19 protein-coding genes and 2 tRNA genes are annotated in these 20687 nt (G+C 40.1%); 4 read left to right on the top strand and 17 right to left on the bottom strand.

Translation table 11 applies throughout. The annotated features are described in order from the left end of the window. Positions 1–4: 4 nt before the first annotated feature. Complete coding sequence (locus BWD42_RS10505) at positions 5–1171, bottom strand: hypothetical protein (protein WP_139351115.1); 1167 nt, start codon at positions 1169–1171, stop codon at positions 5–7. Between the two features lie 523 nt (positions 1172–1694). On the opposite strand from BWD42_RS10505, the gene BWD42_RS10500 reads away from it, so the two are divergent. Further along, positions 1695–2441, top strand: a complete 747-nt coding sequence (locus tag BWD42_RS10500) for a hypothetical protein (protein WP_077436037.1) — start codon at positions 1695–1697, stop codon at positions 2439–2441. Positions 2442–2547: 106 nt separating this feature from the next. Here BWD42_RS10500 and mnmA read toward each other — a convergent pair whose 3' ends face one another. Further along, positions 2548–3639: a tRNA 2-thiouridine(34) synthase MnmA gene (gene mnmA / locus BWD42_RS10495; RefSeq protein WP_046672147.1), complete on the bottom strand. Its 1092-nt coding sequence runs from the start codon at positions 3637–3639 to the stop codon at positions 2548–2550. Between the two features lie 188 nt (positions 3640–3827). On the opposite strand from mnmA, the gene BWD42_RS10490 reads away from it, so the two are divergent. Then, positions 3828–3900: transfer RNA gene (locus BWD42_RS10490), tRNA-Phe, on the top strand. Between the two features lie 42 nt (positions 3901–3942). Then, positions 3943–4015 (top strand) — tRNA-Phe (locus BWD42_RS10485). 340 nt (positions 4016–4355) lie between these two features. On the opposite strand, the gene BWD42_RS10480 is transcribed toward BWD42_RS10485, so the two are convergent. The 8 genes from BWD42_RS10480 to fucP form a co-directional block, all read right to left on the bottom strand. Next, positions 4356–5147, bottom strand: coding sequence for an SDR family oxidoreductase (locus BWD42_RS10480; protein WP_077436035.1), 792 nt, complete (start codon positions 5145–5147; stop codon positions 4356–4358). Between the two features lie 181 nt (positions 5148–5328). Then, positions 5329–6156: an amidohydrolase family protein gene (locus BWD42_RS10475; RefSeq protein WP_077436033.1), complete on the bottom strand. Its 828-nt coding sequence runs from the start codon at positions 6154–6156 to the stop codon at positions 5329–5331. A gap of 25 nt (positions 6157–6181) precedes the next feature. Continuing rightward, a complete protein-coding gene (locus BWD42_RS10470; RefSeq protein ID WP_077436031.1) occupies positions 6182–7039 on the bottom strand; it encodes a fumarylacetoacetate hydrolase family protein in 858 nt (285 codons plus the stop codon). 48 nt (positions 7040–7087) lie between these two features. Further along, positions 7088–7852, bottom strand: a complete 765-nt coding sequence (locus BWD42_RS10465; protein WP_077436029.1) for an SDR family NAD(P)-dependent oxidoreductase — start codon at positions 7850–7852, stop codon at positions 7088–7090. A 2-nt stretch (positions 7853–7854) separates the two neighbouring features. Then, positions 7855–9168 (bottom strand): alpha-L-fucosidase, encoded by a 1314-nt coding sequence (locus tag BWD42_RS10460; RefSeq protein ID WP_077436027.1) that lies wholly within the window; start codon positions 9166–9168, stop codon positions 7855–7857. 21 nt (positions 9169–9189) lie between these two features. Further along, the gene (locus BWD42_RS10455) at positions 9190–10848 is read right to left on the bottom strand and encodes a UxaA family hydrolase (protein ID WP_077436025.1); all 1659 of its coding nucleotides are present in this window, start codon (positions 10846–10848) and stop codon (positions 9190–9192) included. A gap of 3 nt (positions 10849–10851) precedes the next feature. After that, entirely contained in the window at positions 10852–11184 is a 333-nt protein-coding gene (locus BWD42_RS10450) for an L-rhamnose mutarotase (RefSeq protein WP_077436023.1), read from the bottom strand. A gap of 9 nt (positions 11185–11193) precedes the next feature. Then, entirely contained in the window at positions 11194–12459 is a 1266-nt protein-coding gene (gene fucP, locus BWD42_RS10445; protein ID WP_077436021.1) for an L-fucose:H+ symporter permease, read from the bottom strand. A 144-nt stretch (positions 12460–12603) separates the two neighbouring features. Here fucP and BWD42_RS10440 point away from each other — a divergent pair, with 144 nt between their 5' ends. After that, positions 12604–13467 (top strand): AraC family transcriptional regulator, encoded by an 864-nt coding sequence (locus BWD42_RS10440; protein WP_077436019.1) that lies wholly within the window; start codon positions 12604–12606, stop codon positions 13465–13467. Here the strand turns inward: BWD42_RS10440 and BWD42_RS10435 are convergent. From BWD42_RS10435 to rpsU, 7 genes are all read right to left on the bottom strand, one after another. Continuing rightward, positions 13456–14424 carry an NAD(P)H-quinone oxidoreductase gene (locus BWD42_RS10435; protein WP_077436017.1) on the bottom strand — a complete coding sequence of 323 codons (969 nt, stop codon included), beginning with the start codon at positions 14422–14424 and terminating at the stop codon, positions 13456–13458. The genes BWD42_RS10440 and BWD42_RS10435 overlap by 12 nt on opposite strands. Before the next feature lie 143 nt (positions 14425–14567). Beyond that, entirely contained in the window at positions 14568–17333 is a 2766-nt protein-coding gene (locus BWD42_RS10430; RefSeq protein ID WP_077436015.1) for a TonB-dependent receptor, read from the bottom strand. 136 nt (positions 17334–17469) lie between these two features. Then, entirely contained in the window at positions 17470–17997 is a 528-nt protein-coding gene (locus tag BWD42_RS10425) for a ferritin (RefSeq protein WP_077436013.1), read from the bottom strand. 385 nt (positions 17998–18382) lie between these two features. Next, a complete protein-coding gene (locus BWD42_RS10420) occupies positions 18383–18757 on the bottom strand; it encodes a DUF6686 family protein (RefSeq protein ID WP_077436011.1) in 375 nt (124 codons plus the stop codon). A gap of 310 nt (positions 18758–19067) precedes the next feature. Beyond that, positions 19068–19427 (bottom strand): ribosome hibernation-promoting factor, HPF/YfiA family, encoded by a 360-nt coding sequence (gene hpf, locus BWD42_RS10415; RefSeq protein ID WP_077436009.1) that lies wholly within the window; start codon positions 19425–19427, stop codon positions 19068–19070. A gap of 14 nt (positions 19428–19441) precedes the next feature. Then, on the bottom strand, positions 19442–20323 hold the full coding sequence (locus BWD42_RS10410; protein WP_077436007.1) for a tyrosine-type recombinase/integrase: 882 nt from the start codon (positions 20321–20323) through the stop codon (positions 19442–19444). Between the two features lie 103 nt (positions 20324–20426). After that, positions 20427–20621 carry a 30S ribosomal protein S21 gene (rpsU, locus tag BWD42_RS10405; protein ID WP_046672133.1) on the bottom strand — a complete coding sequence of 65 codons (195 nt, stop codon included), beginning with the start codon at positions 20619–20621 and terminating at the stop codon, positions 20427–20429. Positions 20622–20687 lie beyond the last annotated feature (66 nt).

Genomic DNA, 20687 nt, shown 5'->3' with positions numbered 1-20687 from the left:
TTAATTACCATTCTGTTTGTACACGGCTCAACATAATGAGATAGAGAACTTCCAACAACTCCTCTAACCCTTGAAACAAAGAAATCACACGAGTATAATTATCTGTAAATTCGTCTTCGGGGCCAACTAAAAGCAACATAAATTCATGAAGATTTCGATGAAGTAAGTCATATTTAATGCCTTTTAACTTAGTGACCAAGTAATCTAAGTCCATTTTTGGTAAATGATGAAAGGGAGGGTTATCATAATCCGTCCAAAAATTCTCAAACTCCGAAACTTCATGCATTATAAAGTGTTTTACATCCCCAAAAAAGCTTTCATTGTTCAATGATAGCTGGTGAGCAAGATCTATCAATTTGTGAAAGGTATGGGCTATACCCCCCCTATCCCCCATAATTCCTTCTTCAAGACCTCCATGGGATTCCATTGTATAAAATAATTTTCGAAGAAATTCCTTTAAATCTTCATATTCCCATTTATTAAATATTCTCATTATTGTCTTTACGGGCTGCCTCCCTTCCTCCAAAGAAAGATAGCTACTGCAGGCATACACATTTTGTGACTCTCTCATTTTTTGTGACTCTTTCATTCCATTACTTCTATAAATAAAATTCATTATTTCGACCATTAGGGTAAGTCGCCTAAACTCAGGAATTTCACTTCCCACATTACATCGGTCACCGACATCCAGATGCCGCCAGCCCACTCCCATCTCCCACCAATGCCGCAATACATTCATGAATCCCTGAAGCCCTTCTTCTTGATCAAAAGTTGTAGTAATCACTGACTTCAAGCTATTATTCGACTCAGTAAAAAACGAACAATAATTATTGTCCTTGAATTCTTGGAAAGCAAGGTTATCGCTGGCAACTAAAAGTTGAGCACAACCAAACTCCTTGTCGATTAACCAGCCTACATTAAGGAGCTTTTGTATTTTACCCATGAAGTGATAAAGCGTATGTATACCATTGCCAAACGAAAAGAGATAGGGTCGGTAGTGGCAATGCTTCCATTCCCATAATAGATATTGACAATCAACCAAAGAATAATTTGAAAACACATCTTCAAGCGCAATTATTGGATTTTGCAATTCATTAGTATCTAATGAATAAGGATAGTCTTCGTCCCAGATCCAGACCGACTGCCTTTTTATTGGCTGTTCTTCTACCATAATTATATTAGTATAGTTTATAAATACAAAAATAAAGTATTTACAAACAAATAAAAATAAATTGTAAATATTTTCTATACACATAGAAATAACTATAATACATACGTATACTAAACCGTTCAAAAAAAATGTCCTTAAAAAACGAAAAACAGAAAACGCATTGTATATTTACAAGAGATCAGGTTTATCTCATTTCACCCACAGGGAACAAACATAACAGACGAACATCCTAAACCACCTTATTCCGGGCTGAGTCCGTGTTCACTCCGTGTTGACACCGAGTTTACCTCGCACGCAAACTGATATAATCTCAGAAGCACCTCCCACACAATACCTTTCTTAATCGGATGTAAAAGCTATCTTAGCTAAGTCAGTAGCGAACCATAGTGCTATCTGTTAGCAATTTCATTATCTTGAAGTACCACTAATTTCAAAATTCGTAAAGCCCCTTACTTCACGATTTTAAATTTCGCAAAAGTTACGATAAATTACCTAAAAGAAATTTAAAAGCGTATCTTTAGGTATGGCTATAATTGAAAATGGATATCTGAGAGGTCAAATTAGAAATTTGGTCAATCGTAAAGTTGGAGACAAAAATGTCGTGCAGTCCAAGTCATTGGACAAAATACGCCAAACAAGGTGGACTGAAGCTGCTGCTTCCGATTTCGGAACCGCGAGCGCAGCGGGTGCAACAATCCGCCGGGCTTTCAATGCTGTGCATCAAAACATACATGACAGCGGCATGCACAACAGACTGGTTAGACGTATGCAACGTGTACTGCTTGGTAATGGAAAATACGACCCCGGAGAACAAAGAATCGCTCGAGGAAATATCCAGGGACTGGTCGGCTTTCAATTCAATAAGAATTGCCACATCTATGATTATCTTTATTTCGATACCAATGTGACTTTTGCTGCTACGGGAACCACCTCAGTACAACTGCCCGAATTGAACACACAACAAAATTTCTATTGGCCTAAGGCATGTAACCTTATCATCCTAAAAATTGAAATTGTAGCCTTATCTTTTGATCAAAAATATGCGCTAACAATTGGCTCCCACGAAATCGAATTAACACGATATGATAATCAAAAGCATGAGGCCACAACACTCACCTTTGATTCACCTGATAAAAATTACGATACCATCTTGGTATCGCTTTCGACTCTCTATCTTGAAAAAAGAAGTAGTTATGCCCTACTTCTCAATTCGGTTGACTTAAATCCTGCCGGCATAATAGCAGCACACAACCTTAGAAATCCCGAATAAAAATAGAATAGCAAGAACGTTACACCCCTTATAAAATAAAAATCCCTATACTGTATTTACAGTATAGGGATTAGAATTCTTATGCTGAATTTCAGATCAGCTTTTATTATTTCATCAAGAAACCACCACCTAAAAGGTCATTTCCTTCGTAGAATACGGCTGATTGTCCCGGCGCGATACCTTTTACATTATGCACAAAGTCTATACGTACCTTATCACCCTCTTGCGAAATCGTCGACAAAGCTCCTGAATCTTTATAACGTACTTTTGAAATTGCCTCCATTGGCTGGTCAAGACCCGCATATTTGACAAAATTCACATTACGCACATAGGCATGTGATTTTTCAAGCTCATGCTCCTCCCCCAATACCACCGTATTGCTTTCAGGGAGAATTTCGATCACAAACATGGGTTTACCCAAAGCAATGCCTAAACCTTTACGTTGGCCGATGGTAAAATACGGGTACCCAATATGTTTACCGACAACTGTTCCGTCTGAAAGGATAAAATTACCCGGACCGATCTGCTGATCTAATGTAGGTACTTTATGTCTCAGAAACGCACGGTAGTCATTGTCTGGCACAAAACAGATTTCGTAGCTTTCCGATTTATTGGCAAGCTCCTTCTGTCCCATATCGAGCGCCATTTGACGGATCTCCTTTTTCGTGAAAGATCCTAACGGAAACTGTGTACGAGCTAGGTTCTCCTGCGATACGCCCCATAAGACGTAAGACTGATCTTTATTTTCATCCTTACCCTTTGATATGACATAACGGCCATTGTCGTGCATACGGATATTGGCGTAGTGTCCCGTAGCGATAAATTCACAATCCAATTTATCAGCACGTTTCATCAACGCTTCCCATTTGATGTGGGTATTACAAAGAACACATGGATTGGGTGTACGCCCAGCAATATATTCCTCAACAAAATTATCTATTACAAAGTCTCCAAACTCATCGCGTATATCTAATATATAATGCGGGAAACCATAGTTTACGGCTAATGTACGAGCATCATTGATACTGTCGAGGCTACAACATCCCGTCTCCTTGGATGAACCACCTGCAGATGCATAATCCCAGGTCTTCATCGTGATACCTATGACCTCATATCCTTGTTCGTGGAGCATGACAGAAGCAACGGAGCTATCGACCCCTCCACTCATTGCAACTAAAACTCTTCCTCTTTTACTCATCGCTATTTATTGAAATGCAAAGATACAGCTTATTCCTTTTCCTCTATGTTAGTTTCTTGTAATTTTATCTCGATCAAAATCAACACTTTCGAAAAAAGAGCGAAAATAATCTCCATAAAAATTTTAGAATTCAAATTATCACACTATATTTGCATCGCAATAGGGGAACAAACCCATAGCAAAAAAGCGGTGCCATAGCTCAGCTGGTAGAGCAAAGGACTGAAAATCCTTGTGTCCCTGGTTCGAACCCAGGTGGCACCACGCTTCAATCTGATGATCACAGATTTAAATAAAAGGTCAACTGGTGCCATAGCTCAGCTGGTAGAGCAAAGGACTGAAAATCCTTGTGTCCCTGGTTCGAACCCAGGTGGCACCACAAAAAAAGCCTGTTCTTCTGAACAGGCTTTTTTTGTTTAATTGCCCCCTCCTTAATTAAGTTGACACCTAATAAGACTTATAAACGAAAACATCTAAAACACCCAAATAGGTGCCCCCAACGGAACGACCTATTCATTCGCCTGTCCCGTCCTGACATAAATTAACCGCAAATAAAAACTAGCAATAAAAAATCCTTGTCCGCGTACCGAACAAGGACTATTTAAGCTTAAATTCTTTTCCAATGACTCCCTTCTCCTGGTAAGCATTCTTTTTAGCTATTGCGAAATACTACCTTTTTCCAGCAGAATTTTAACGACAAGTGGACAGATAAAGATCGATTATTGCTCATTGATGATCGAACGGTCCAAATGCACATAACCGCCGTCGACGTGGATCAATTGGCCCGTTGTATGGCTTGACTTGTCAGACAATAAGAATACGGTTGTATTTGCTATTTCTTCCGCTGTCGTCATTCGATGCTCGAATGGAATGCGGTCCGTAATTTTCTTCAATGTTTCCTCCGGATTCGGCAAAGTCTGGATCCAGGTATCGTATTGTGGTGTAGCGCATTCAGCAACAATAATCGCGTTGACACGAATTGAATAAGGCAATAGTTCTACCGCCCATTCGCGTGTCAATGCATTTCGTCCGCCATTGGAAGCAGCATAGGCAGATGTATTACCTTGCCCTGTTTCCCCTGTTTTGGAAGATATATTGACAATACTTCCTTTAGATGTTTTCAATGCATCCAATGCATGATGCGCCATTAAATAATAATGGATCAGGTTTTTATGCAATGAAGCCACAAATTTTTCGTAATTGCCCGAAGCTAGGCCTACTCCATCGTTTTGCCCGGCATTGTTTACCAAACCATCTATACGGCCATAAACCTCGAGTGTCTTTTGTACTGCTCTAGCACAATCTTCCGGTTTGGACAATTCAGCTTCGATACACAAAGCATCAATACCAAACTGTTTCACTTCTTCCCTGACTTTCTCATTGTCGGCCTGCTTACGTCCCACAATAACAGGAATAGCCTGTTCCTTGGCCAAGGCATGCACTACAGCGCGCCCTATCCCTTTTGCACCACCTGTAACAATAACTACTTTATCTTTTAAATGAAGATCCATAATAATTTTATTGAATTGTATGATTCATTGATGAGCGTCTGTTTTCTACATCAACGAACTTGTTTCACTGGTTATTGATTAAAGCTTATTCCAATGGCAGCGAGCTGATTAGACTCAATTTATCTGCCATGAAAAGACTTCAGTATACATTCCTTCCCTTTCATGCATACTGAAGTCTTTTTTATAGATTATATACACGTATGGCATTCTCAGCCCAAAACGCATTTTTTTCCTTTTCTGTAAACTCGCCCAACTTGTCTTCAACGATAGCGATACTTTCCTCATAGGAGGCCGCTAACAGGCATACAGGCCAGTCCGATCCAAACATAATCCTTTGTTTTCCAAAACGTAGGAAAATATGGTCAAGATATTGTTTGAAGTCATCCAACTTCCAACCCGACCAATCTGCCTCTGTAGCCAATCCCGAAACTTTACACACCACATTTGAAAAGGCAGCAAGTTTATCGATAAACGCAGCCCACTCATCAAACTCCCTTGATTTAATCGGAGGTTTGGCAATATGGTCCAGTACAAATTGAAGATTTGGATTTTGCTGAACACATTGTAATGTAGCCTCATAATGACGCGGACGGATCAGTAAATCGTAGGTATAACCAAATTTGGCCAATGCTTTTAACCCATTCAACACTGCGGGGCGAATCAGAAAATCCGGATCCAATTCTCCCTCAACAATGTGTCGGAAGCCTTTGATCACCGGTAGTTCTTTGTAACTTTTCAACTGCTGTTCAATATCTTCGGCCTGGAGGTCAATCCATCCGACCACACCTTTGATAAAGGGGTGGCTTTTGGACAGCTGAACCAAATAATTCGTTTCCGCGTCAGATTGATCAGCCTGAACGGCCACACTACCTGCAAATCCATTTCGTTCCAATACAAACTGAATATCCAATGGCGTGAAATCCCGTTTGATAACGCTCATTTCGTCTGTAATCCAATTGTCTCTCACAGGATCGAATTGCCAAAAATGCTGATGGGTATCTATGCGCATAATAAAACCTAAAATAGGAGATAAATTAATTTTTTGAATAAGCAACCACCGTCTGACGTGATTCGCCAAGTCCATCTGCGCCCAATTCAATCACATCACCAGGTTTTAAGTAAATAGGAGGATTAAATCCAAGACCTACACCCGCAGGAGTTCCTGTTGAAATCACATCTCCCGGTAATAGGGTCATAAATCTAGAAACATAGGAAACAACATGCGCAATTGAAAATATTAAATCTTTGGTATTTCCGTCCTGATAAGTTTTACCATTAACTTTCAACCAGATACGTACATTGTTAATATCCTTGATTTCCTCTTTCGTGGCCATGAATGGTCCCATAGGCGCAAATGTATCACAGCCTTTTCCTTTATCCCAGGTTCCGCCGCGTTCCAGTTGATACTCACGTTCAGATACGTCATTGTGAAGTACATACCCTGCAACATAATCCAAAGCCTCATTTTCTTCTACATAAGAGGCTTTTTTACCAATTACAATACAAAATTCCACTTCCCAATCCGTCTTTACAGAGTCTTTAGGAATCATCACATTATCGTATGGTCCTATTAATGAAGTAGTGGATTTCATAAAAATAATAGGCTCAGCAGGAATCGGTGCATTTGTTTCCTTGGCATGATCCATATAATTCAGTCCGATACAAACTATTTTAGATGGACGGGCAAAAGGTGCCCCGATACGCTCACCTTGTGGGATTTCAGTCAGTTTACCTGTATTAGCCTTGACAAATTCCTCTAAACGAGCCAAGCCATCTTCCGCAAAAAATTGCTCATTGTAATCACCACCAAATGCACTTACATCGTAGTTTACTCCGTCAACCTGAACTCCAATCTTCTCTCTGCCAAAGGCTCCAAAACGTATTAATTTCATATTTTTTTATATTTGAGATATGAGAATCTAATGCCTCAAATCTAACACTTAGTTATTCAATTTAATAAAACCACCGTCAATAGGATAGTCATTCCCTGTAATAAATCCTGCGTCGTCGCTACAAAGGAAAAGTGCCAATTTCGCAATTTCCTCGGGTTGTGCCATACGCCCTATTGGTTGACTTGCAGACAACTTTTCAAACATTTCAGCCTCTTGACCGGGATAGTTCTTTGCGATAAAACCATCCACAAAAGGGGTATGTACACGCGCTGGAGAGATGCTGTTGCAACGGATACCAAAAGCCATGTAATCACGCGCTACCGACAAAGACATCGCATAGATCGCACCTTTACTCATCGAATAGGCAAAACGATCCGTAATTCCTACCCAAGCTGCAATCGAAGCGAGATTAAGAATAGCTCCTGAACCTTGTGCTTTCATGATCGGCACGATAGCATATAACGCATTGTAGGCACCTTTCACATTCACATTAAACACGCGTTCAAAGTCTTCGGATTTACAATTTTCCAAATTGCCGACATGAGCAATTCCAGCATTATTCACTAAAATATCAATTTTCCCGATATGTTGAGCGATGCCGATAATTTCCTCTTGGTCGGTTACGTTACAACGATTGAACACTGCCTGCCCACCTAGAGCCAAAATTTCTGCTACTACAGCATTCCCACCTTCTTCATTTAAATCCAGAATGTGGACTTTCGCTCCCTCTGTAGCAAATTGCACACTGATAGCACGACCAATCCCACTACCACCGCCTGTAACAACAGCTACTTTCTGTTCTAATTTTCCCATTGTTATTTAATTGTTAGTGTTAAAACTAGATTTGCCTCTTCAGTCGCTGCCGGCAAATCCAGTCGTAAACTATTATCTTTATTACTAAATTTAATGTCCTTATTGCCGATAAATGTCTTTACTTTTTTCACCTGATAGGGAAGCTTGGCAATATACAATTCCTTCTTTTCAGGTTTAAGGATATGCAGGTACACCTGATTTCCTTTTCGCGTCAACGCGTAATCGTCTGTAGGTGGTACCCCTCCGGCTTCAGTTCCATAGATAGTCTCACCATAAACAGCCAGCCATTTACCGAGATCTTTTAGGCGATCTTGTTGATAATCCTGAATCTCCCCGTTAGGCATCGGTCCTACATTGAGTAACAGGTTTGAACCATGGCCTGCAGCTTTAACCAAGTAAGTCAATACCTCTCTGAACGATTTACGGGTCCGGTCTTTCAATTCAAAACCCCAAGATCCAGCGATGGTACCACAAACCTCTTTGGGCAATTTACCCACATCATGTGCGCTTGTTCCAAATCCTGTGGTATTTTCTCCGGGTAAATCGCGTTCAAACATCTGAAAGTCCTCGCCCTCAAAAGGAGCTAAATGATGATTATTGCCCACCAAACATTGCGGCTGCAACTTATGGATCAACTCATAGATTTCTTTAAAATGCCAATCTTCTTTAGGTTTGTCCCAATGACCATCAAACCAAATTCCATCAACTTGACCATAACTTGTAAGAAGCTCAGTCAACTGACTCTTCATAAATTGGACATAATGATTCCAATCACCTTTTGTAGAATCACGCCCAGCGATGCCTCCTCCCGTTTTACCTGCAGGTAGATAATCATCGCGCTTCCAGTCAAGCAATGAATAATAAAACATGACTTTTATCCCCTCGGCATGACATGCTGCAACCAACTCTTTTACAATATCGCGTTTGAATGGCGATTTTTTCACGATATTATAATCCGAAGTTTGGCTATTCCACATGGCGAAACCATCGTGGTGCCTTGTCGTGAATGTAATATATTTTGCCCCAGCTTGTTTAAATAATTTAGCCCATTCTTTTGCATCAAAAGAAATGGGATTAAAAAATTTGGGCAAGAGTGCATACTCATCCAGGCTGATGTTCTGATTATTCATGACCCACTCACCATCCCCCAACACACTATAGACACCCCAATGGATAAAGACCCCGAATCGAGATTGTTCAAACCATTCCCTATTTTTTAAATTTTCAGGACTTGGCTGGTACTGTTGTTGACTATAACCAGAGGAGAGTGATCCGATGAGCAAAGCCAAGCTGCAGATGACATGTTTTAATTTCATTATGTTCGATTTATTGGTTTTTTACAAAGAAACGCCCCTTCGCCAAGGAATAAAATCATCCTGTCCCAACAGTACTGCTTTAGGCTTAACCTCGCCTGAAGCAACTTCAATTACATAATCAAGGATACGATGCGCCGCCTGTTCAATGGTCTCTGTACCTTCGATAATGGTACCACAATTAAGATCGATGATATCAGGCATTTTTTCAAAAGTCTTCGTATTCGTCGATAGTTTTACAACGGGCGTAATCGGATTTCCCGTAGGTGTCCCTAAACCAGTCGTAAATAAGACAATATTAGCACCTGCGGCAACCTCTGCTGTGGTACTCTCCACGTCATTACCCGGCGTACACAGCAAATTCAAACCCGGCCCATTGGCCAATTCCGGATAGTCAATTACCGCAGCCACAGGTGACGTCCCACCCTTTTTTGCCGCTCCTGCCGATTTAATCGCATCCGTAATAAGACCATCACGGATATTACCTGGTGATGGGTTCATATAGAAACCCGATCCATCTGCTTCTGCTTTCGCATTATAGGTACGCATCAAGCTCATAAATTTCTCGGCAGTAGGCTCATCGATACAACGGTCACTGAGTTCTTGTTCCACCCCACATAACTCCGGAAATTCAGCTAAAATAACAGAACCACCCAAAGCCACTAGAATATCGGAAACAAAACCAAGTGCCGGATTGGCCGAAATACCCGAAAAACCATCTGATCCACCACACTCTAAGCCGATACATAGCTTATCTAGCGTGGCTGGTTTACGTTCATTTTGGTCAGCTTGCATCATGCCTGCAAAGGTTGCTTTGATAGCCTTTTGCATCAATTCTTTTTCGGTCCCCTCCTTTTGCTGCTCAAAAATATATAAAGGACGGTCAAACCCGGGATCCCTTTTCTCGATTTCCGCTTTTAAAATGGAGGCTTGGGCATGTTGGCAACCTAAGCTCAATACCGTCGCACCTGCCACATTTGGATGTGTGATATATCCTGCCAACAAACCGCATAGCGCATCAGAGTCCATGCGTGTACCACCACAGCCCATTTCATGGTTCAAAAACTTAATGCCATCCACGTTTTTAAACAAACGTTCCTGCTCGTTTGACGCCGAATTAGCCAATAAATCCTGTCCCAAAATTTGGTTTACATCCGCACCGGATTTATATAATCCGATCAAGTCTTCTACTTCGGAGATGTAATTATTGGCTTTGACCTTATAACCAAGTTTCTCCTCGAAAGCAGCTTTTAATGTCAATACATTCCGGTTCTCGCAAAATACCAGCGGAATAACCAACCAATAGTTGGCCGTTCCGACCGTACCATTCGAACGGTGGAAACCATTGAATGTTTTATCTTTAAATGCAGCAACATCCGGTTTGATCCAGGCGGTCTTGCGATCCCCCATCCTAAAATCTTCGGAAGCATGACGTAGATTTTCTGTTGTAATCAACTCTCCAGCTTCCAAATCAACATTCAGCTTCCCAACCAAAACACCGTACATCAATATTTCGGCGTCTTGCTTCATGGGCTGAATCGTAAACTTATGTTTGGCCGCAACGGCTTGTTTCAAGGTAAACTCTTTATGCTCGAAAACAATTGTTGTTCCTTCAGCCAAGTCCTGTAATGCAACCAGGACATTATCCATTGGATGGATCTGTAAATAGCGTTGTATGGCCATAACTTATACTAATTCAAATATTTTATTCATCATTACCCACTTTTCACCTGGTTTGGACCCCGGAATAGCGGCCTGATATTTCCACATCAGCTGCTCCCATTCCTGAACTTTTTCATTGGCGGCATCCATAGCAGATTTGCGCTCAAATGAAAAATCTTCATCAACCTCCATATTCATAAACAATCTATTCTCAAAACGATAGATCTCCATTTGAGTTACCCCAGCATCCAGAATCGATTGTTTAATTTCTGGCCATACCGCACGGTGGTAATCCTCATATTCTTTGATCAATTGTGGATCATTGACAAGATCCAGCGCCATGACATATTTTTTCATTGCAATCTATTAATGTGATTTAAGATTTTCTGTTTCGGCGATGCTCACGTTCCTATTCTGAAAGGCAAAAGCCAATACTACAATGAAACATACGAGCGGTACGAAATAGCCATATTGAAAGTGACCTGTTTCATCCGATATTAAACCCAAAAGTGGCGGCAAAAAAGCACCGCCGACGATTGACATTACAATCAGACTGGAAGCAGATTTGGTGTCCGCACCGATCCCCTGAACACCAAAGGCAAAAATAGTTGGAAACATGATGGACATAAAAAATGCGATTCCGATCAAGGCATATAATGTTTGTACACCTGTTCCAAAAATAACGAACAGTGATAATGCAATCGTCACAAATGAATATATGATCAACAGTTTAGATGCTGAAACAAAACGCATAAAGAAGGTTCCAATAAATCGGCCTAACATAAATGCTAATCCTGCAAAACCAGCATAGTCCGCACCATCTTTCCCTGATATCCCCGCTACTTCTGTCGCGTATAGCACCAGAAAGCTTAAGATACAGACCTGAGCACCAACATAAAAAAACTGGGCAATGACCGCCCATCTTACATTTTTATGTCTCAAGGCATGGAAAAAGCCCGCTTTACCCTCTTCCTCATCATCTTTGATGTCAGGCAGCTTGGTAAAGAAGAACAAAGCTGCAATCAACAGGATCAATACGCCCAAAACAAGGTAAGGCATTTTTACAGAAGCTGTTTCCGATTGGATGTAGGCCTGTTTTGCCTGTTCAGCCATTTGTGCAAGCTCTTCCTGTGATTTCGGTTCGTGTGACAAAATAAATTTACCACCAAATATAGGAGCCAAAAAAGCCGCCAGACCATTGAATGACTGCGCAAAATTAAGTCGTTGAGCAGATGTTGCAGGATCTCCCAATATCGCCACATATGGGTTAGCCGCCGTTTCCAGTATAGTCAAACCACATGCAACCACAAACAAAGCACCCAAAAAGAAAGCGTAACTGATGGTATTCGCTGCCGGAACAAACATAAAACAGCCCAGCGCAAAAAATAACAGCCCGATCAGAATACCGGCCTTATAGCCATAACGTTTCATAATAATTCCTGCAGGGATTGCCATCACGAAATAAGCGATAAATACCGCTGAATCGACCAAAGAAGCCTGGAAATGTGATAAACTAAAAGCATTCCGCAAATGTGGAATCAAGATCGGGTCAAGGTTATGGATAAATCCCCAGAAGAAGAACAAGGAGGTCACCAAAATCAAGGCAAATGTGTAACTCTTTTTGTTAGTCATATATTCAAATGGTTATAAAGTAGTTATTTTATGTAAAATAAGCCTAAAAATCCTAGACAATATTCAAGTATATTATCAATTTATTAAGCTATATTACCATACCTTAACAAGAATACGTAACTTTAATGCATATATTTCATAGTTATGAAAGCACAGTTACTGCATTTAAACAACAATCACACACATTCATTCAATGCGCGAAGAGATAATACACCACAATACCACAACATTTGGCATTATCACGAAGAACTTGAGTTGATTTATTTTGCAGAAGGCTCGGGCACACAATTTATTGGCGACAGCGTTCGTCGTTTTGAATCTGGAGATATTACACTGGTAGGTTCTAATCTCCCGCATTATTGGCTGTTTGATGAAATCTACCTAAAAGAGGAAAATCCACGGGCGGCAGATATACGGGTACTGCATTTTAAAGAAAATTTCTGGGGAAATGAATTCATCAATCTGCCCGAAAACAAACACATCAAAGACTTGATACGGATTTCGAAACGGGGTATCGCACTTTCCCGATCAATCCGGGCTGAGACCATAACACATATTGATGCAATACTTAATATGTCCGGTACAGCAAGAATCATCCATCTGCTGCAAATCTTAACTTGCATTGCAGCGGATGAGCACCCTGATCTATTAACCAGCAAAGGCTTTACAATCCAGTCCCAGGATCAGGACGCAGATCGCATGCGCATAGCCATGCACTACATCGGTGAAAATTATCGGGATCAGATCCGCTTACAGGAACTAGCCTCATTGACAGGAATGACTCCCAATTCATTTTGCCGTTATTTTAAATCACAGATCGGTAAGACACTTTTTCAGTTTCTAATTGAGATGCGTGTAAAGACAGCCTGTAATTTATTACTCGAAAATAAACAAACGATCAAGCAGATCTGCTTTGAATCCGGATTCCAAAACTTCTCAAGCTTTCATAAATATTTCAAGAATATCACGGGAACGACGCCGCTTAACTATCAAAAATCAAAAACTTAATACAATCTTTCCCAACAGATTCGAATCCTCCATGAGTTGATGTGCCTTTGCGGCTTCATGATAAGGCAATACACGAAACAGCCTGGGTTTAAAATCACCTGAAATGATCTTAGGCCATACCTCATCCCAGATCTCATTACGTAATGTTTCTTTAAATTGACGATCTCTTGCTCTTAATGTACTTCCGGTAAGTATAATCCGCTTTTGCATCAATTTGAGCAGATTGATTTCTGCTTTAGCTCCTTCCATGGCGTTGATATAGACCAAGCGACCATCGGGATTTAGGAGATTGATGTTTTTCTCGAAATAGGCACCACCTATACTGTCTAAAATCACATCAACTCCCAAGTCGGCCAATACCTGTTGGAAGTCCCCCGTTTTATAGTTTATTACTTTTGATGCACCTAGTGATTGGCAAAAAAGACCTTTCTCTTCCGAACTAACAGTTGTATAAACTTCCGCACCGAATAATACCCCTAATTGAATAGCTGTACTACCGATTCCGCCGGCTCCACCATGCACCAGGAAGTGTTCCCCCGATTGTAGTTTTCCCCTGCGAAAGACATTGTCCCACACGGTGAATACTGTCTCAGGGAGTGCCGCCGCTTCTTCAAAACTCAGATTGGCCGGAATAGGGAGACAATGTCCCTGGTAAACAGAAACATAACTCGCATACCCACCACCGGCAACCAGCGCACATACACGGTCACCTATATTCCAGTCAACGACCGACGGTCCTTTTTCCACAATAACGCCAGCTACCTCCAGTCCAGGAATACGCGGATCAACCCCAGCAGGCGCAGGATAATTTCCTTTTCGCTGAAAAACATCAGGTCTATTCACACCTGCGGCCCTGACCTCGATCAACACATCCATGTCTCCAATCTTTGGACGTTCCAACTCTTCAACCCTGAGTACCTCAGGACCTCCTGCCCTGCTTATTACAACTGCTTTCATCTTTAAATAATTATTTCTCTCGTTTTAAGATCAATAGTAGATAGCATCCTACGATGCCAGCCCCAACTTATCCGATCAGCCTCCTGCACTCCAATATGTTATAGGGCATATTTAAAATTGACACCTTATTAATGGAGACCTCTTTAGGATTTCTTCGGATATTTCTGTAAACGGACATTGAGTGATAGCATAAAATAACGGGCCAGACGATTATTTTGAACGTCCAATATATCATTCCCTACAACAGCACGGGATATTCCCGTATTCTGGTTCATTAAATCAAAGCCCTGAAACCGCAACATGCCCAGATTATTCCGTCCGAAAGTATATTCCATGTAAGCATTGATGATCGTTGGACTAATATTACTCCATGAACTTGAATACCCCGCATTAAACTTTTGAGATAGCTCCAGCCCCATCGTAAAATGCTTTCCCAAATAAGCCTTGGAACCGAGTCCGACAATTCCGGAATGCGCTGTGATATTATCCCGTACTGGCCAGTCAAAAGTTGCCCGGTTCAACGAGTAATTACCATTTAATTCCGCCTCAAAAATATCATTCCAGGCATAACGAAATTGAATGGCCTGTGTAATTAGAATATGTCCACCAAAGCTCTTCTTATCATTCATAAAGGAGATATTGTTATAATAGTCCCCATTTCCATTGAGACTCATCTGCAAATTATCCGAGAACAGGGAAGCCGTAAAAAGGTAATAGCTTTTGATATCAAAATAACCGTCCGTATTCCGATATGTTGTTTTTTGTATGGTTGAATTAGGCTCTATGGTACGGTCAGCAACAATTTTATCGTTGACCAGATTATAGGCAAAACTCGCTTCAAAGTACTGGCCTTTGCCTGTCATTGACTTGCGGTATTTTGAAACAATTGTATTTGCAAACTCTGACCTTAAATCTATATTACCAATAATAATATTTTGCGTATTTGTATTATCGACCACCGGTTGTATCTGGTAGAAACTAGGTTGGTTATTACGTCCATAATAATCTATCGAGAGATCTTCCTCCTTGGTAAATCTCCATTTCAATCCAGCTGAGGGTACAAAGTTTACATTCGGATAGGAGGTTGGATCGGACTGACCTGCTAGCTCTCCCTTCAACTCTGAAGCTTGAACGGCAAAGCCAAAATTCACCTTAATGTTTTTACCCATATCCTGCCGATAAACCATCCCAACCTTATTACTGGCAAAAGAATAATTATATTTCAGGCTGAGCGAATCGATCAATATAGGTTCCTTATCAGGATCCTTGCGGTCAAAAGTTGAGCGGCTGGCATCTATTTTCGTGTAATCCAGGTCATAGTTGATCTCCAATACACCGCCCAGATCCACCGGTTCGACAAGGGATAGCCGGCTCTGAATATTTTTGCTCTCGTTATCCGTTCGGGTCGTTTGATTCACAAAGGTCTCGGTGATCTTAGGTGGTGCCATCGTACTGTCTATCCCCCTATTGTTATCACGCAGTACTTCGTCCTTATCCAACGCATTGAAATCGCTGTGAAATGTATATAAAATCTTTCGGCCTGGCTTATCAAAACTCCTCGTATAGAAAAGGTCAAGGGCTGCTGCCGGACTTTCCGTACTATTCGCAGACTCATAATGACCGGTACTGCTTAATCTATTGTTCTTTATCCGTCGATCTTTTAATGTTCGGCTTGTCGAATTGGTCCAGGAGAGTTTGGGAGAGAGCTTCAATTGATCTTTAGGCGATAGTTTCATATCAAAATCCCAGTCCATCTTATGTGTCCGGTCCACAGATTTTATCCGATAGTCTTCATAATTACTGATTGAAGTATTCACTCCTTTTCCAGATCCGTAGATAGATTGTAAAAACGAATTCCCTACGGTATAATTGTTACGCTGTGTGAAGGAATATTTTCCACTCGCATTGACATTCTTTGATAATGGGCTGGAAAAACTGGCGCCAATAGAACCTATTTTATTGACACCGTCTGTAGGATCGGCAAAATCTGCCAGCTCGCCCATTTCCCGCTCCCGCTCGCCCCCATTGGGAGAACCAAAAGAAAACAGATTGGTATTGGTATTATTTATGGAGGATACAATAGAATATTCCTTCCCATTATCAAATCTATTTATGCCGACACTTCCAAGGTAGCGGTCAGCAGTACCTCCGCCCAATGTTGCCTGTCCAAAAGTGATTTTTTTCTTATCCTCCCGAAGTACAATATTCAATATCTTTTCGGATTCGGTGCTTTTGATCCCTTTGGCCGTGGCTTCGTCGCCATAAAAATCAATAACCTGCACACTTTTCACAAAATCGGCAGGTAAATTTCGTGTAGCCGTCAGGACATCTCCACCAAAAAAACGCTTTCCATCAACTTTTACAGAAGAAATAGCCTTTCCGAAAGCGTAAACAGATCCATCCCGAGATACCTGTACATTTGGCAAGGCTTTAAGCGCCTCTTCCAAAAGAGCACGTCTATCAAATTGAAAGGCATCTAAGTTAAACTGTACAGTATCTTGCTTATAGACAATAGGTTTATATTTTTGAATAACAATCTCCTTTAACAAAGAAACATGTGGAAACATGGTCAATTTTCCCACATCCAGTTTAGCCGTACTGCTATTGTAAAGTGGATAGCTACGCTCTAGGATACTCAGGCCTATCTGACTGCAGCTTATCCGGATATCGTTACCTAAAACGCGTGCAAAATGAAAATATCCGGTCTCTGAAGTGGATGAAAACAACGTATCCCGGGAACTTGTTAAATGTACATTGACACCTTTGAGAGGCTTGCCAGCTGTATCTATAACAATTCCATAAACTTCTTTTTTTGTCGCCTGACCAAACGAATTACTTGGCAGAAAAAACAAGCTTATAATAGATAACAAAAGTATAAACCGGATGATATTCCCGCCCCTTAGTTTCATCAAACAGACTTTGCAATAATACAATTCAATATAAGAATTCTTAAGCTATTAACGTAAAAACTTGTGATTTTGTATAAAAAAAAAACGAGCTGTCAGGAAAACAACTCGTTTTTTCAACTAATTTTTTTATAATTTGTTACTCGCCTGCGAAGCTAACCTTAACAAGATGCTTGTCAATTTCCCAACGGCCAGTACCATCTTCACCAATTACATCAAATAATTCCAGGATACGTCTTGCAACAAATTCCTCCTCTACTTGCTCTTCCAAGAACCATTGTACAAAGTTAAATGTCACATAATCTTTAGCTTTTGCACATTTGTCTGCAATATTATTGAATTGCTCTGTTACAAACATTTCTTGCTCCAACGTTTGCTCAAATACGCCACGGAAGGATTCGAAATCCTGTGGAATTCCCGTAATTTCCGGAGAGATTGCACGGCCGCCACGATTATTGATATAGTTGAACAGTTTCAACATATGCTCACGTTCTTCATTGGACTGTTTTGCAAAAAAATCAGCAGCATTTTCCAAACCTTGGTCATCACACCATGAAGACATTGCTAAATATAATGCTGAAGAATGTGCTTCAACTTTAATCTGTGCATTCAGTATATTTTCGATCTCTTCTTTCAAAGAAGATTTTAATTTCAATAAATCTTTCATATTTACCTTAAGTTTAATTTCTAAAACAAGATCAGGTGATACACCTTATCATCTGATTACATTACAAAGATACATCGCATTTCGAAAATCTGTATACATTATATGCAATACAAATTCAGTCTAAATTAGACAATTAAACCACAACTTGTTTAGAATCAATACAATTACAAATACCGATCATCGACACTTTCAATAACCCATAAATTTAAATTATAGGCGCATAATTAGGTCTAGCAAATACTGAATCACAATAAATACACAAATGGCACCCTAGCGTACTTATTTAATTTTAATTTAAATAAGTACTTGGCATAATAGAAAAAGCGGTGTATATCTACTAGGATATACACCGCTTTTTCGAAAATAGGATATTAAGAACTCCTCCTTACGCTGACACAGCAAAGGGCGAGACCTGTAAACAGGTTCTGATAACCGAATTTAATTCCATCATAAATTTAGCCCCATCCAGCAATTCGCGAAGCTGAAGCACATCTTCTACAGCAAGAATAAAACATCTTTCCGTACGAAAAGGCATAATAATTTCAAAATCAGACGAACGTGTAGTATCATGAATCATACGTTCAATATCGATCATATCCACACGTTTCTTGAATTTCAAAAAGTCTGAAACCGAAAATGATGTAGTCTCATTGTTATATTCTAACCAGAAGCAATTTTTACGACTACATTGATAAACTTTACCCGCTGCAGTGGCAAACACTTCTTCAACATGCGCTAATGGACAAACCAATTCTGACATCTTTATTACCCTTATCTTTTAAACTGCTCAAAAATAAATATTATTTATAATCAATCCAAGTAAAACAAGTGATTATTTTGATTTAATATAAATAAGCAGTTTTAGTGCTTATACTAGCGAACAAACTGCCCCTTGCCATATGATTAATTGCTAAAAGTTAGCGATCGCCCTGACCGGCTAAACAGCGCTATAAAAATAAACCGAATTGTCAACGCATAAAAATCTATAGCAATTCATACGGCAAGACACCTTCAAAAAAAAGGAGGTCAATTTAGATTGACCTCCTCCGTTACAATGTATATATTATATCTTAATCGTATTCTTCCTCTTCTTCTTCCTCTACAGCAAGTACTTCTTTGCGGTTGCTAACGATTGTATTTTTTGTCTTTGTTTTATGTTTGTTAATCTGTCTACGCAAGGACTCCACCGCGATATCCGTCGCCTCCTCAAAACTCTTCGCCTGCCCTTTTGCGAAAAGCTGGCTCCCCGGAATATTCAGTTTGATTTCTGAAATCTTATTTGCCTCGTCATCGACATTTTCCAATCGCAGGTAGCATTCACCACCGATGATTGAATCCAAAAACTGCTCTAATTTTCCCGTTTTCTTTTTAATGAATTCGATAAGCTTTTGATCTGCATTAAATCGAATGGATTGCACAGTAATGTTCATTTTTCCTCCTTTTTTTAAGCTTTTGGATGAGCTTGTTTATAAATAGACTTCAATCGTTCTGCTGAGTTATGCGTGTACACTTGCGTTGCGGCAAGTCCGGCATGTCCCAACAGTTCTTTAATTGCATTTAAATCCGCACCATTATCCAATAGAGCGGTGGCGTATGTATGCCTCAGAATATGAGGACTGCGCTTACCTTGTGTGGAAATCAGGGTCAGATGCCGATGCACAATATCATAGATAAGCTTGGCATAAGCTGGTTTACCCTCTTTTGTAACAATCAGTAAGCTGTTATTAGTATCAACAAATTGCGCCGCTTTTTGTTGCAAATAGTTTTTCAATTCTTTTACCAAAAGATCATTTATCGGAACAAGGCGTTCCTTGCTCCTTTTACCTAATATAAGAATATTTTTATTAAAAAAATCAATATCCTGCTCCTTAATTTTCAACAATTCAGCCAAGCGAATACCTGTCCCAAAAAGCAATTCCATCACCAGGTAATTCCGACAGGATTCAAAGTCTTCTTGCTCTTGTCCCAGATGATCCAGCAACTGAACCAATTTTTCCTTTTCCACAACAACAGGTAGCTTTTTCGCAGTTTTCAACGCCTTGATCAGTGCCATCGGATTTTTAGCTAGACATCCTTCGCGTTGCAGAAATTTAAAATAGGTACGCAACGAAGACATGCTTCGATTGACCGAACTTGCATTTTTACCTGATTCCATCATCTGAGCAAAGTAATGACGTAGATCCCGATAAACAACATCCGGTACCGCCAAGCCTTCTACGGTCAAAAAGGATTGAAACATTTCAAGTTCATGCCGATACGCAATAACCGTATGTTCTGAATATCTCTTTTCAATCTGCAAATACCGGATAAATTCCTTTTCCAACATAAATTCCCTCGCTATACTATCCTTAAATTACAAACTTAAAAGCACAAAAAAAAGGGAAAAGCAATGCTTTTCCCTTTATATTTTTAAATTCTCAACGAATCAATTAGTTAGCCACATCTTGATTCAAAGATTGTTTGTAAATCGCTTTTTTCACTTGAATGCGACGAGTTACAGATCTCTTTTCATAAGCTTGACGTGAACGCAGCTCTCTTAAAACACCAGTTTTCTCGAATTTCTTCTTGAAACGTTTCAATGCTCTATCTAAAGATTCTCCTTCTTTTACATTTACGATAATCATGCGTTGTATATACCTCCTTTCGTCGCTTTTAAAATTTAAAGTGGGACAAAGGTACAATATTTCCAC

Origin of the sequence: Sphingobacterium sp. CZ-UAM, assembly GCF_002000245.1 — a bacterium.
Lineage (GTDB): Bacteria > Bacteroidota > Bacteroidia > Sphingobacteriales > Sphingobacteriaceae > Sphingobacterium.
Note: the sequence above shows the minus strand (reverse complement) of the source record. Positions and strands in the feature narration are given on the sequence as shown.